Genomic DNA, 12950 nt, shown 5'->3' with positions numbered 1-12950 from the left:
ACTAAAAATCACCTTTTTCAAAAGCCGTCCCTACCACAACGAGATCTGCTCCTGCAGCATAAATAGCTTCAAGTTTTGATTGACTTCGTATGCCACCACCTACGATTAGCGGAATAGAAATCGCGTCTTTTACGGCTTGAATGATTTCTACGGAAACAGGATTCAACGCGCCGCTTCCGGCCTCGAGGTAAATGAGTTTTTTACCTGAATATTCTCCCGCCAGCGCCGTATCTACAATACGTTGCACCATCTCTTGCGGAATCGCCTGCGTTTGACTCACACGTTCCACAGTAGTTTGCTTTCCGCCATCGATTAAAATATATCCGGTAGGTATGATCTCTAAGGCTGAAGCACGCAATTTTCCCACAGATTGAATTTGCTGCCGAATCAAATACTCCGGATTTTCCCCTGATAAAAGACTTAAAAACAAAATCCCATCTGCCTCTGCGGTTATTTGCCGGTAATCTCCGGGAAACAAAAGCACCGGTAAGGATGTTTTTTGTTTGATCAAATTAACTGCGACCTGTGTTTGTGCTTGCGTAGCAGTGCTTCCACCAACGAGAATGTGTGTGGTGAATACGGGTAGCTTTGAAAGCTGCTGCGTCAAAAGCGTTTCAGAAAGCTCTTCGGGATCAAAAAGTATAGCAAAAAGCGGTTTTTCGGCTTCAATCGATTTTAAAAGCGCTGAATAAATACTGGTTCCGCTATGCGCTAATTTTTCGATCATAATGCCTGAGCATAAACACATGTAAAGCCTTCAAATTCCAAGAAATCAATAGCGTATTTGCTGTGCTTTCCGTGGTAATTAATTACGGCATCAGTTTTATAATCCTCAAAATCAAAATCGGTAACGTTGATGTGCTGAAGAAAACTCAAGCCTTTCACTCCATAAATTTTATACAATGCTTCTTTTGCGCCCCAAACGATCGTAAGTTTTCTAATCACTGCATCGTCGTTGGCCAAAGTACGATATTCTTTAAGCGGTGTAAAACGGGAAGCGATGCGCAAGATCTTATCGCGCTGCATTTCGATATCAATACCAACCTCAACGGTTTCACTCACGATAATCGCGGTAAAGTTGTAAGAATGCGTTATCGAAATGTATTTACCGTCTTTAAGATGCGGCTTTCCATTTTCGGTGTAATACAGGTCCTGATCGGTGTAACCCGCAACGTGCAACAAGTGTCGTATACTTAAAAATCCACGTTGGTGCAGTTGCGATTTCATACTCTCAAAACGCGCTTGACAATGCGGTGTAAGGTTCACATTTTCAGACAAGGCCTCAACAGATTCTTCCACCTTCCAGATGTAAACCTGAGTGCTAGGATTGGGCGTTATAGTTTTGAAAAGTGGCACGTTAACTAGTAGATATTACGTATTTTTGCAAAAAATAAGAATTGTAAATATAAGATTATGTCAACGAAAACCGTGCAGTACGTTCCTTATAAAGTCAGAGATATTTCTTTGGCAGCTTGGGGAAGAAAAGAAATAGAACTTGCCGAAGCTGAAATGCCTGGCCTTATGGCTTTGCGTGAAGAATATGGTGCAGAACAACCTTTAAAAGGCGCTCGTATTGCGGGTTGTTTGCATATGACCATTCAAACCGCTGTTTTAATCGAAACGCTAGTGGCGCTTGGTGCTGATGTTACTTGGAGTTCTTGTAATATTTTCTCTACCCAAGATCACGCTGCCGCTGCTATTGCTGCTGCAGGAATCCCCGTTTATGCCTGGAAAGGGATGAACGAGGAAGAGTTTAATTGGTGTATCGAGCAGACGCTATTCTTTGGAGAAGAGCGCGAGCCGTTAAATATGATTCTTGATGACGGTGGAGATTTAACCAATATGGTTCTTGATGAATACCCAGAACTTGCTGCTGCAATTAAAGGTCTTTCTGAAGAAACCACTACCGGAGTTCACCGTTTATATGAGCGTATGAACAAAGGCACGTTGCCTATGCCTGCAATCAACGTGAATGACAGTGTAACCAAGTCTAAGTTTGACAATAAATTTGGTTGTCGTGAGAGCGCAGTAGATGCGATACGTCGTGCTACTGATGTTATGCTTGCCGGAAAACGCGTTGTGGTTTGCGGTTATGGTGATGTTGGTAAAGGTACCGCAGCTTCTTTTAGAGGCGCTGGCTCTATTGTAACTGTTACCGAAATTGATCCTATTTGTGCGCTACAAGCGGCGATGGACGGTTTTGAAGTAAAACGTTTAGAAACGGTTCTTGACAAAGCTGATATTGTGATCACCACTACCGGAAATAAAGATATCGTACGTGCTGAGCATTTTAAAGCGATGAAGGATAAAACCATCGTGTGTAACATTGGCCACTTTGACAATGAGATCCAGGTTGCTTGGTTAAATGAAAACTACGGCGATACTAAAGATGAGATCAAACCTCAGGTTGATAAATATACCATCGACGGAAAAGATATTATCCTTCTTGCTGAAGGTCGTCTAGTAAACCTTGGTTGCGCAACTGGTCACCCAAGTTTTGTGATGAGTAACTCGTTTACTAACCAAACTTTGGCACAGATCGAACTTTGGAAAAACAGCGACAACTACGAGAATAAAGTGTATATGCTACCAAAGCATCTTGATGAGAAAGTTGCTGCGTTACACTTAGAAAAAATAGGCGTTGAGTTAACGCAACTTAACGAAGAGCAAGCTGAATACATTGGTGTAACGGTTGAAGGACCTTACAAGCCGGAGTATTACAGATACTAATTAAAGACTTAAAATCTCAGAGATTAGATTTAAGGTATACTAACCCTCGCAGTATTTGCGGGGGTTATTTTTTTACAAGCGTCATTTGCGCGTGTTCTCCTTCTTTTAAGTTGGTGATGGTACGCACAAAATTGCGACTGTCTTCTACTTCTAATCGCACAGTATTTGGAGAAGAAGTTCCTTCACTTACTGCTTCTACTCTAATTTTAGTTTCTGCATTTTTTAGATCAAATTCTAAGTGTTTAATCTCATGCAGCACGGTATAGTTTTCTAAAACCGGTTTATCGTCTACAAACAAATTGATCACATCGCCATCTTCCTTTCCGGCATCGTAGATCGCTAGTTTTATTTTTTGATCACGAGTGAAGATATTCAGGTTTTCATTTTTTGCGATGATGTTACGCGTGAGGGTGTCAAGCACCTTCACCACCTTGATATTTTTCTTAATAGAATCTGAAAATTTACGGGAGCGCTGCACCACTTTGTCGATTTTCTCAACACGCTTTTTTACCTCCTGACCAGAGTTTACAATGATCATTCCGTCGAGGCAAGAAGTACCGTCTGCATATAGTCCTTTAAAATCCCCACTGAAGGCTTTCACACGATCTAAATTGCGCACCTTTCCTTCAAAATTTACAAAGCAAAAATCCTTTTGTACGACAGGCGATTTGGTATATACAATGTCATACTCTTCAAAGCTTAGCAGATTTTCGGCTTCATTATAATAGCCTTTAATATTGGATTTAGTTTCGTGTTTTCCGGCAAAATCGGTAAGAGAATAGCCTTGTATAGAATCGTTGACACGGTCAAACAAAACCTTATAACTGATGAACGAAGTATCGTTCAATTTGATGACGCCAAAGAACTCATATTCTTGCGCTTTTAAACTGCTGCCAAAAGTTAAACATATCAAAAACAAGAATAATCGAAAGGAAGGGTTTCTCAAAATAGCGTACTTTTTAGGTAGTTTAATTAACCTTAGATCTTATGAATTTCAAAATTATCTTTTCACTGGCACTTCTGCTAATGATTTCAACAACAACTTTTGCCGGCTTTCCTGTAGAGCGTGTTGCAAAAGCAACCACCGAAGTTAACGCTGCTGATGAAGCTTCAAGCGAACTTATTTCTCCTGCTGCGGTAGCGGCAGACCGTCAAACCGTAGCGATCTTGCTTTGGTTATTTTTAGGAGCCTTTGCTGCACACAGATGGTATTTAGGTAGTCCGATTTTATGGAACATCGTCTTTATCTTAACCGCCGGATTCTTTATCGTAGGTTGGGTTATTGATGGTATCGAGATCATTACCGGCACGTACCCAGGATTGTAATCCTTATTATTTTTAAAACACAAAAACCCGCCTCTGTGGCGGGTTTTTTTATTCATTATGATTTGGGGTATCTTCTATTTCAGCTTACCCAAATCGTAATAATAAAAGGTTCCGTCGTCATTCATTGCGACAAACAAACCGTTTTTGAACGTGTCATTTAAAGGTACGGTCACCACCTCACAACCATCGGTCTCTGTTGTGGTCAGATTTACAGCTCTAATCAGCTCATTGGTTTTACGATCATAAATATTGAACTGACCGTATTGCTGATCTGAAACAATGATCATTCCGCTGCCGTCCTCGTATGCTGCGATCGCGATCCCTTCAATATCTTCTAAGAAATCTTCTTGCCCAAAAGCAGCAAGTTGCTCATTTCCTTTAGCAGGTTCTGCATAATATTTCTTTACGCTATCTCCTTCATCAGAATAATACACAAACCCCATAGCATCATCAACAGCAATGGCCTCGATCTCTTTTTTACCACTGAAGTTCCCAAACTTGCGTACCAAATCAAAACCTACCAAACTATCGGCTTGCGTTGTGATTTTGTACTGATACAAGTAATTCTCGGTTGGTCCCGTTTTACGGCCAACAATCGCATAGAATGCTCCGTCAACAGCCGATTTATACAAGCTCACACCCATAGGATACTGAAACGCTTCATTAGCGTCATCAGCAAACACCGGAAAACCACCACCATCTAAAGGCTTCATATCAGGCACTGAATAAATACGCAACATTTTACGCTCTCTTTCGGTGAACGCGATGATATCGGTTTGCGTTGAATCGGTTACCGGAAAACCGTAACGCAAATCCACATTATTAGGGCGCTGAATATTGGGAATTGATTTCTCAGGAATAATCTTTCCTTCGAGATCAAAGGCAAAAATTCCGCCATCTGTATCCTTATCGGTACCAAAAACGATACTCTGCGATGCATCTTCCGGATTGATCCATATCGCAGGATCATCGGTATCATACTTTACGTGTTCGGTAATAATATCAGGTTTAATTTCCGGCAATTGCGACTTTTTGCTTCCGCAGGAAAATAAAACCACTGCCGCGCCTATACCGGCGATATACTTTAAATTTTTCATTCTAGAATAAATCATATTTTACACCAAAAGTTAAACGCGTGCTGTAGTATTCCATTTGCATGGTACGGTTTTTAACACCTTGGTAATAACGTAAGGGTTGATTGGTAATGTTGTTCAAGTTAGCATAAACCTGAAGGTTTCTTGACAAGAAAACAGTTGCATTAAAGTCTAAGAAAAACTGCTCGTCATAAAAACGATCTTCAAAAGCGTTACCTCCTAATTCGTCTATGTACGCATCAGAGTAATTTCCTGAAAGACGCGCGCTAAACCACTTGTCTGCATACGAGAGTGACGCGTTAAACATATTAGGCGAAGAACCAGGGAGATCAAGATCACCACGCATATCACCGTCTTCATTAGCGATACCTTTTGCTTCAGAGTTTAAGTAGGTATAATTAACATAGATGCCAAAATTCTTTAGGAAACCTGGAAGGAAATCCAACTGACGCTGAAACGCGACTTCTGCACCAAAAATACGTGCTTTATCTCCGTTAAGCGGTTGGTACAATTCATAACCGGTACTTTCTTCTTCTGAAACGCTGGTGTAGATAAAGTCGTTTAAGTCTTTATAAAATACCCCTCCTGAAAGAATCCCCACAGAACTAAAATACTTCTCAGCCATAAAATCAAAGTTCATCGCTGTGGTAGGATTCAACTGTGGGTTACCTATGGAAACCTCATCATCTTCTCGCTGTCTGTAAGGCACAAGATCGATGTAATTAGGTCTAGCTAACGTATTGGTCCAGGCAAAGCGCAATACTGTATTTTCTGAAGCATTGTATTTGAAATGTACCCCAGGCAACACGTTAGTATACGAACTCTCGTCGTTGATCTGCGTAAACGCTTCCGGCTCGTCAACATCAAAGTTGTTACCCGTACTTTCTATTCGTGTATTTTCAACCCGAAGACCTACAAGTACACTCAATTTATCTGAAAGTTTCTGATTGGTCATTACATAACCGGCGTATACATTTTCGGTCACATCAAAGTTGTCTCCAAGATACTCATCAGGAAGCGCTTCACCTTCAAAAGCAGCAGCATCGTTGAGATTAAGACTTCCTAAAAATTCTGGTGAAGCAAAAACGCCCGGTCTGTATTTTGCACCTGCTAAGAAATCATCACCCGTATACGCACGCTGATCTACCATTGCCAAATTATCTAACGCACCGGTAAGCGGTGAATACTCAAAGAAGTTATTAGCTCTATTTTTGTTTTTAAAACGGCCTCGTACACCAAATTTCACAGTACCATCACCTTGAGCAAAGAAATCTGCTGGAAGCTCAAAATTTGCAAAGAAGTTGATGTCTTTTTCTTCAGTAAACTGGTATTCTTCAGTAAGCTCGTCTAATTCAAATTCGCTTAAATCTTCAGCAGCAACAGGCGTATGAATAGGCTTACGCGTATCGTTGATTTCGTTATTGACACCATATTCGGTAGCATACACTAGGTAACGCTCGTTAGGGCGCTCTTCTGAAGCTTTTGCGAAAGAACCCATCCAGGTGAACTTCAGGTTTCCAAAAAGGTGATTTCCGCCTAAACTGTAGTTTTGCATACGCTGATCTTCAAGACGTCTGTTTTGAATTCTTCCACCGGGAATACCTCCTTTAGTCTCGCGTTTTGCTTCTACCGGAAAACGAGAAGGTGTGCCGTTTACGATCTCAAAATCTCCTTCCATAATGTCTTCGGCATCTAAAACTTCGCTAGAATACGCAAAACGATTCTCGCGGTCATCGCGCCAGTTATACATGGTTTTTAAGTAGATCTCGTTGTTTTCGTCAAAATTATAATCAAAATTGGCCGAAAAACTACGTCTCACACGCTGCACCAAGTACTTGCGGTTTTCATAAACGCTCGCATACGGATTCACATCTTCTTCAACCTCTTCACCCGCGGCATTCGTATAAGCAAACGTATCTGTCCATTCTGCTTCTACGTTGTCACTACCAAAGTCATTATCATTGATCGATGCTGAAACCATCCACCCAAACTTTTTGTCTTTAGAGCGGTCACCTACTAAGAACGATCCGCTTAAAATGCGTTTATCTGTAATAAAATTGATTCCTGAACCACCTGTTGCCGAAAGTCTAAAACTCTGCGGCGTAGAACGCGTAACCAAGTTTACAGACCCACCTAAAGCGTCTGCATCCATATCTGGAGTTACCGCTTTATTCACTTCAATGGTCTGGATCATATCAGAAGGAATAAGGTCCATCTGCACGTTACGATTATCTCCTTCTGCCGAAGGAATACGGCTACCGTTTAAGGTTACCGAGTTTAATTGTGGCGCAAGACCACGCACGATTATATTACGCGCTTCCCCTTGATCAACTTGCATCGTGATCCCCGGAATACGTTTTGTCGCGTCACCAATATTAGCATCAGGGAATTTCCCAATTTGATCTGTAGAAACCACATTGGTGATGTTTACATTGTTCTTCTGCGTATTTAATGCTCTGGCCTGACCGCCGGCACTAAATCCCACAAGTTGCACATCGTCTAGCTGGGTTTCTTCGGAAGCTAATAAAATAGAAACCGAAGTGGTTTTGCCCGCAGTAACCATCACCTCTTTGGTAAAATCTGCAAAACCTAAATATTTTATGGTAAGTGTGTGATTGCCTTCAGGAATTTCAACAAAGGTAAATTTCCCATCTTGGTTAGAAACAGCTCCTTTATTAAGGTCATCAATCATCACCGCGGCACCCGGAACATTGATACCATATTCATCTGTAATTACTCCCTGAATAATGCCTTCCTGAGCAGATAATCCGGAATAATTTAAGGTAAAAAGCAGCGTTACAACAAGCAACTTTAGACTAGTAATTATTTTCATTTTTTTGATGTTTTGTTTGCACCAAATTTACCTGAGCCCTTTAAACACGGGCTAAATTAAAGTCTAACAAATTGTAAAGAATCCAGAATTTAGAGGCTACAACAAGGCAACAATTACCTAAACTTTACACACGCGTAACCTTGAAGAAAAACTCGAGGTGTTTCTATAACTTTAGCATAAAATTCACGAGTTCATCTTCTCGTTCTAGCGGTAATTTTTTACGCAGACGGTAACGCGCCACCCGAACACTGTCTGGAGTTATGCGCAATACCGAAGCGATCTCTTTAGACGAAAGATCAAGACGAAGTAACAAACACAAGCGAAGTTCTGTAGCCGATAATTTTTGTAGTGCTGCCTGATTGAGCTTTCGAGTAAAATCAGGATGAATCTCATTAAACAGCCCCATAAACTGTTCCCATTCATTCTCCTCTTGCAAATGCGTATTCAGATCGTTAGAAAGTTCATGGAGTTTCGCAGGAATATCCATTCGTTTACGTGTGCTCAGTTTTTGTAAAGTTCCTGAGACTTCTTCAAGCAGCTTGTTCTTTTGAGCCAGACTCAAACTGTATTTGGAAAGCGTGGCCGTTTTAAGCTGAATTTGGTTTTGTAGGTTTTGCTCCTGAGCGGCTTTTGTTTCCAACTCGGCTTCTAGCGCTCGTTGTTTGTACAACTCAACAGCTAACCGCGCTTGTCGCTTTCTTTTCTGTATGTAAAAAAGCAATCCGGCAGTAGCAACTAGCACAAAAATGGTCAGTATAAGCGCTATAAACTTGATTTGTGCCGTTTTGTTTTTCGCCTGAAGCAAATCGATCTTTGCTTGTTTTTCTTTGGTGTCATACACCGTTTGCAATGCGTTAAGCTGATTAAAGTTTTGAGAGTAAAACTGCTGTTCTACCAGATCTTGATAGGCTAAGGCATAGTGATGCGCCTGCTTAAAATCTTGTGCTAAAGCAAAAGCTTTTGCCAAATCTTTATAGGCGCTTTCAATCTGATGCGCATTTTGAAACATTTCAGCAAGCTCCAGGGCTTCTGTGGTCTTAACAATGGCTTGCGCATAGTTTCCTTTTTTTCGGTAGACATCGGCCAGATTGTTTAATGCGTTAACTTGCCTTTCGTCTTCGGTATTTTTAAAATAACTGAAGGCTTTTTCAAAATAGGTATAGGCTTTATCGTAATCCTTCAGGTCCTCATAAATGCTACCGATGTTTTCAAGAACAATAGCTTCACCCGTGACATCAACTAGATCTTGATAGATTTGCAGACTTTTTTGCTGAAATTCAAGGGCTTTTTGAGGTTGCTCCTGTTTTTCCCAGCAGGTACCAAGCAGTTGATAACTCTTCGCCTGAAGTTGTAAAAACTGCTGTGCTTCTGAATAGCCCAAGCTACTGTTTAAAAACTCTATCGCCTTTGAATAGTTATTGAGCGCTATGTATAGTTCAGCGAGTTCGTTCTGTATTGTTGCGGTAGTCTGACTGCTTTGCTGCGTATTTTCAAGCGCTGCGTTATAATGTGTGACCGCTTCTGTGTAGATCTGACTTTGCTTATAAAACCGGGCTAAATTGAAATGCGCAAGACTCAATTGCGCTGCATCTTGGCTATTTTTGGCAGAGTCCAGTTCGTTTTTGTATGCATAAAAAACAGAATCTTCAAAAACCTGAAAACGCTCTTCTATTTGCTGCGCCTGAATACTGCCGGCTACGCAAGAAAAAAGAATAAAAAATAAATACCTCAACATTGCTTCTGCTTAATCAAGCAATATAATGGTCTAATGTTACCGCATTATTAGATTAAGTTTAAATCAAGGCATAAAAAAAGCCTCATTATCTTAACGATAATGAGGCTTTTTAGATCTTAAACAAAGTTCTTAAGCTTCTGCAGTAGGTACTACAGATACATAAGATTTGTTGTCTTTCTTTTTAGTAAACTTAACGATACCGTCTACTTTAGCGTGTAAAGTATGATCTTTTCCACCATAAACGTTATCACCTGGATGGTGCGTGTTACCACGTTGTCTAACGATGATGTTACCAGCTACTGCTGCTTGACCACCAAAAATCTTAACACCTAGACGTTTCGATTCTGATTCTCTACCGTTCTTAGAACTACCTACTCCTTTTTTGTGAGCCATCTTATTCTAGTTTTATGGTTATACTTAATTCAGCGATTATTTTTCTACTCCGCCGTCTAATCTATCTTGTAATTCTTTAAGCTCATCCCACTTACCTTCAGCAGCTAAAGCAGCTTGCTTTGGCCAAGTTTCAGTAACGATGTGGCTTAATCTTGAGCTCGCTTCAGAAAGAACTTCGCTCAATTTTTCTGGAGAAGTCTTAGCAACTTTAGCGAAAGTATCAATTCCTGCAGCTACTAATGCTTCAGCAGCTTTTGGTCCTGCACCTTCAATCTTTTTAAGATCATCTCCCTTTGAAGAAGCTTTTGCTTTTTTAGCCTTTGGCTCTTCAGCTTTTACTTCTTTCTTTTCGGTCTTAGGAGCAGCTTTCTTACCTCCTTTTAAAGAAATATCACCAATTATAATCTCAGTTAAAGATTGACGATGACCATTTTTCTTCTTGTAACCTTTACGTCTTTTCTTTTTGAAAACAATTACTTTGTCTCCTTTTAAATGACGTGAAATCTTTGCTCCTACTAGAGCTCCTTCTATAGCCGGGGCGCCTAAAGTGATGTTGTCACCATCTCCTGCCAAAAGAACTTTATCAAAAGAAACTTCGTCTCCTTCTTCTCCTGCCAAGCGGTTCACAAAAACCTTCTGGTCTTTTGCAACTTTAAATTGCTGCCCTGCTATCTCTACAATTGCGTACATAGCGTAATTATTAAAAAATAGTTTTAAAAATTCTTAAACCTTCTGATTTAAGAGGGCGCAAATATACAGCTATTTACTTACAATACAAACCAATAATGTAAAATTACGCTTGAGTAGTTTTTGGTTTCTTTTTTAAATTCCAGCTGGGCTTAAATAATTGCATAAAACTCAAAGTCAGCACTGTACTAGTTGCAAACCCCATAATGGCCACTACAAAAATCACGCTACCCAAACTGGTATTGTACGTCGTTTCCCAAGCCGCGATCATATTGCTTAAAAAATCGGGATTGAGATTACCTGCATATAGTGCAAAGAAAGCGGTAAAAATGATCGTCGCAACAAAACCGGTCACAACACCAACAGAAAAACCATCACCGTACTCAAAATCTTTTCCTTTACTCAGTTTGTAGTATTTAATGGCTTCATAAATTCCAAAACCGGTTATCACGCCATTAAACAAACTGAACAACGGATTGGTGTGTAATTCAAATAAGGCTAAAACGAGAAAGTAGGCGATTAAGCCAGCAGATATGGCGATGCCAAAACGTATAGGAAGTGCGATCTTAAGCATAACTTTATTTTTTTGATTCCTACTAAATTTCATAATTAAAACGCTCAATGTCAGCTAACATCTTGTTAAAATTAGAAATTCAAAAATTCATTTTGCAGTACCTTAACTTTATTGCTAATTAAAAATTACTATGAATGTTAAAATTGAATCAGTATGTAACATTCGCTCCATATCCATTACTTATTACCGAAACAAAATAAAAACTCTATTCATGAAAAAAACGCTTTTTTCACTGGCTTCAATTTTTGCGATGAGCCTTTCAATTCAGGCGCAAGAGGTAGAATTTGAAGAATATGATCTTGATAACGGCTTACACGTTATTTTACATCAGGATAACACCGCTCCTGTAGTCACTACTTCAGTAATGTATCACGTAGGAGGAAAAGATCGCGAGGACAGCCGTACCGGCTTTGCTCACTTTTTTGAGCATTTACTCTTTGAGGGAACCGAAAATATTGAAAACGGAAAATGGTTTGAAATCGTAAGTTCAAACGGTGGGACCAACAATGCCAACACCTCTCAAGACCGCACTTATTATTACGAAGTGTTTCCGTCAAACAACCTTGAATTAGGTTTATGGATGGAGTCTGAGCGTATGCTTCACCCGGTCATCAAGCAAGACGGTGTAGATACACAAAACGAAGTAGTCAAAGAGGAGCGCCGTTTACGTTATGACAACTCGCCTTATGGTCAGTTTCTATTTGCAATCAGCGAGCAACTTTTTGAAAACCATCCTTACAAAGATCCAAACGTAGGTTATATGGAAGATCTTGACGCAGCTTCTTTACAGGAGTTCAAGGATTACTTTGATAAATATTACAAGCCTAGCAATGCTGTTTTAGTTGTTGCCGGTGATATCGAAGTTGATGAAACTAAAAAATTAATCGAAGACTATTTTGGTCCTATCCCAAGTGGACCAGCGCTTGAGCGCAGTTATCCTACCGAAGAGCCAATTACCGAGGCTACACGTAGCCAATTTTACGACTCTAACATTCAAGTTCCTGCGATTCTAACCGCATACCGCACCCCGGGATATGGTGACCGCGACGCTTATGTTCTCAATATGATATCCTCTTATTTAAGCGACGGAAAAAGTTCTAAGCTTTACAAAAAGATGGTTGACGATGAGAAAAAAGCGCTTCAAATTGGTGCTATAAACCTTGAGCAAGAAGACTATGGTATGTATATCATTTTTGGTCTTCCGCTTGGCGAAACAAGCCTTGACACGCTTATAGAAGGTATGGAAGAAGAAATAACCAAATTGCGCAACGAACTTATCTCTGAATCTGATTACGAGAAATTGCAAAACAAAGCCGAAACTAATTTTGTAAACTCAAATTCTAGCGTAGAGGGTATTGCAAACACTTTGGCGCGCAATTACATGCTTTATGACGACACTAATTTGATCAACTCTGAAATAGAAATTTACCGTTCGATCACCAGAGAAGAGATCAAAGAAGTTGCTAATAAATACCTGAAGCCTAACCAACGCGTAGAAGTAGAATATTTACCTAAAAAAGAAGATCAGTAATCTTCAGTTTATAATCCGCTTTAAACTTCAGAAACAGAATTAAAATA

Annotated in this window: 12 protein-coding genes; 3 read left to right on the top strand and 9 right to left on the bottom strand. The window is 40.0% G+C overall.

From position 1 onward, the window contains the following. Nucleotide 1: 1 nt before the first annotated feature. Together BUA96_RS05760 and BUA96_RS05755 are read right to left on the bottom strand one after the other, a co-directional pair. Complete coding sequence (locus BUA96_RS05760; RefSeq protein WP_072981234.1) at nt 2–727, bottom strand: phosphoglycerol geranylgeranyltransferase; 726 nt, start codon at nt 725–727, stop codon at nt 2–4. Further along, on the bottom strand, nt 724–1356 hold the full coding sequence (locus BUA96_RS05755; protein WP_072981232.1) for a 4'-phosphopantetheinyl transferase family protein: 633 nt from the start codon (nt 1354–1356) through the stop codon (nt 724–726). Before BUA96_RS05755 ends, BUA96_RS05760 begins: the two co-directional genes overlap by 4 nt. A gap of 57 nt (nt 1357–1413) precedes the next feature. On the opposite strand from BUA96_RS05755, the gene ahcY reads away from it, so the two are divergent. After that, entirely contained in the window at nt 1414–2730 is a 1317-nt protein-coding gene (gene ahcY / locus BUA96_RS05750; protein ID WP_009778569.1) for an adenosylhomocysteinase, read from the top strand. Between the two features lie 64 nt (nt 2731–2794). On the opposite strand, the gene BUA96_RS05745 is transcribed toward ahcY, so the two are convergent. Then, the gene (locus tag BUA96_RS05745; protein ID WP_233430612.1) at nt 2795–3676 is read right to left on the bottom strand and encodes a hypothetical protein; all 882 of its coding nucleotides are present in this window, start codon (nt 3674–3676) and stop codon (nt 2795–2797) included. A 41-nt stretch (nt 3677–3717) separates the two neighbouring features. Here BUA96_RS05745 and BUA96_RS05740 point away from each other — a divergent pair, with 41 nt between their 5' ends. Next, on the top strand, nt 3718–4056 hold the full coding sequence (locus BUA96_RS05740; protein ID WP_072981230.1) for a TM2 domain-containing protein: 339 nt from the start codon (nt 3718–3720) through the stop codon (nt 4054–4056). 74 nt (nt 4057–4130) lie between these two features. Here BUA96_RS05740 and BUA96_RS05735 read toward each other — a convergent pair whose 3' ends face one another. From BUA96_RS05735 to BUA96_RS05710, 6 genes are all read right to left on the bottom strand, one after another. Next, complete coding sequence (locus BUA96_RS05735) at nt 4131–5153, bottom strand: phytase (RefSeq protein ID WP_072981228.1); 1023 nt, start codon at nt 5151–5153, stop codon at nt 4131–4133. Between the two features lies 1 nt (nt 5154). Beyond that, a complete protein-coding gene (locus BUA96_RS05730) occupies nt 5155–7983 on the bottom strand; it encodes a TonB-dependent receptor (protein ID WP_175546495.1) in 2829 nt (942 codons plus the stop codon). A gap of 163 nt (nt 7984–8146) precedes the next feature. Continuing rightward, nucleotides 8147–9718: a tetratricopeptide repeat protein gene (locus BUA96_RS05725; protein WP_072981226.1), complete on the bottom strand. Its 1572-nt coding sequence runs from the start codon at nt 9716–9718 to the stop codon at nt 8147–8149. A gap of 129 nt (nt 9719–9847) precedes the next feature. Continuing rightward, nucleotides 9848–10111, bottom strand: coding sequence for a 50S ribosomal protein L27 (rpmA, locus tag BUA96_RS05720; RefSeq protein ID WP_072981224.1), 264 nt, complete (start codon nt 10109–10111; stop codon nt 9848–9850). A 36-nt stretch (nt 10112–10147) separates the two neighbouring features. After that, nucleotides 10148–10801: a 50S ribosomal protein L21 gene (gene rplU, locus BUA96_RS05715; RefSeq protein WP_072981222.1), complete on the bottom strand. Its 654-nt coding sequence runs from the start codon at nt 10799–10801 to the stop codon at nt 10148–10150. A gap of 103 nt (nt 10802–10904) precedes the next feature. Then, complete coding sequence (locus BUA96_RS05710) at nt 10905–11372, bottom strand: DUF4199 domain-containing protein (RefSeq protein ID WP_072981220.1); 468 nt, start codon at nt 11370–11372, stop codon at nt 10905–10907. Nucleotides 11373–11583: 211 nt separating this feature from the next. On the opposite strand from BUA96_RS05710, the gene BUA96_RS05705 reads away from it, so the two are divergent. Further along, a complete protein-coding gene (locus BUA96_RS05705) occupies nt 11584–12903 on the top strand; it encodes a M16 family metallopeptidase (protein WP_072981218.1) in 1320 nt (439 codons plus the stop codon). Nucleotides 12904–12950: the final 47 nt, after the last annotated feature.

Source organism: Leeuwenhoekiella palythoae, from assembly GCF_900130045.1.
GTDB classification, from domain to species: Bacteria; Bacteroidota; Bacteroidia; order Flavobacteriales; family Flavobacteriaceae; genus Leeuwenhoekiella; species Leeuwenhoekiella palythoae.
This window is presented reverse-complemented; position numbering and strand designations above follow the sequence as displayed.

What these genes read in the sequence shown, in the direction of transcription:
- rpmA (WP_072981224.1), bottom strand. Translation starts at nt 10,111, where the DNA reads ATGGCTCACAAAAAAGGAGTAGGTAGTTCTAAGAACGGTAGAGAATCA.
- BUA96_RS05735 (WP_072981228.1), bottom strand. Translation starts at nt 5,153, where the DNA reads ATGAAAAATTTAAAGTATATCGCCGGTATAGGCGCGGCAGTGGTTTTA.
- rplU (WP_072981222.1), bottom strand. Translation starts at nt 10,801, where the DNA reads ATGTACGCAATTGTAGAGATAGCAGGGCAGCAATTTAAAGTTGCAAAA.
- BUA96_RS05730 (WP_175546495.1), bottom strand. Translation starts at nt 7,983, where the DNA reads ATGAAAATAATTACTAGTCTAAAGTTGCTTGTTGTAACGCTGCTTTTT.
- ahcY (WP_009778569.1), top strand. Translation starts at nt 1,414, where the DNA reads ATGTCAACGAAAACCGTGCAGTACGTTCCTTATAAAGTCAGAGATATT.
- BUA96_RS05705 (WP_072981218.1), top strand. Translation starts at nt 11,584, where the DNA reads ATGAAAAAAACGCTTTTTTCACTGGCTTCAATTTTTGCGATGAGCCTT.
- BUA96_RS05740 (WP_072981230.1), top strand. Translation starts at nt 3,718, where the DNA reads ATGAATTTCAAAATTATCTTTTCACTGGCACTTCTGCTAATGATTTCA.
- BUA96_RS05710 (WP_072981220.1), bottom strand. Translation starts at nt 11,372, where the DNA reads ATGCTTAAGATCGCACTTCCTATACGTTTTGGCATCGCCATATCTGCT.
- BUA96_RS05725 (WP_072981226.1), bottom strand. Translation starts at nt 9,718, where the DNA reads ATGTTGAGGTATTTATTTTTTATTCTTTTTTCTTGCGTAGCCGGCAGT.
- BUA96_RS05760 (WP_072981234.1), bottom strand. Translation starts at nt 727, where the DNA reads ATGATCGAAAAATTAGCGCATAGCGGAACCAGTATTTATTCAGCGCTT.